General features: G+C 54.5%; 1 pseudogene. It reads right to left on the bottom strand.

What is annotated here, in order from left to right:
• Positions 1-152, bottom strand: a pseudogene (locus tag R2R70_RS23525) (hypothetical protein); the annotation flags it as partial.
• Positions 153-231: the final 79 nt, after the last annotated feature.

Below are 231 nucleotides of genomic sequence, written 5' to 3'. Positions count from 1 at the left end.
GTATGGACACCGTTACGATGGCGGGTATGCTGGGCGAGGAGGATCGAATCATCGCGACGGATGGCAACAATAATGCAGGGGGCGATTTGCGGGTAGTAACGCTCACGGCAATGGCTGCACAGCATCGCCCATTCGGTTTTGCTCGGATACATTTCATGCCCGCAGTAACCACAGTATTTATGCGATCGGTAAAACTCCGCCAGTTGTACGCCTCGTCCGGCCAGTTGAAAC

This window comes from Cobetia sp. SIMBA_158 (assembly GCF_046566945.1).
Taxonomy (GTDB): domain Bacteria; phylum Pseudomonadota; class Gammaproteobacteria; order Pseudomonadales; family Halomonadaceae; genus Cobetia; species Cobetia amphilecti.
This window is presented reverse-complemented; position numbering and strand designations above follow the sequence as displayed.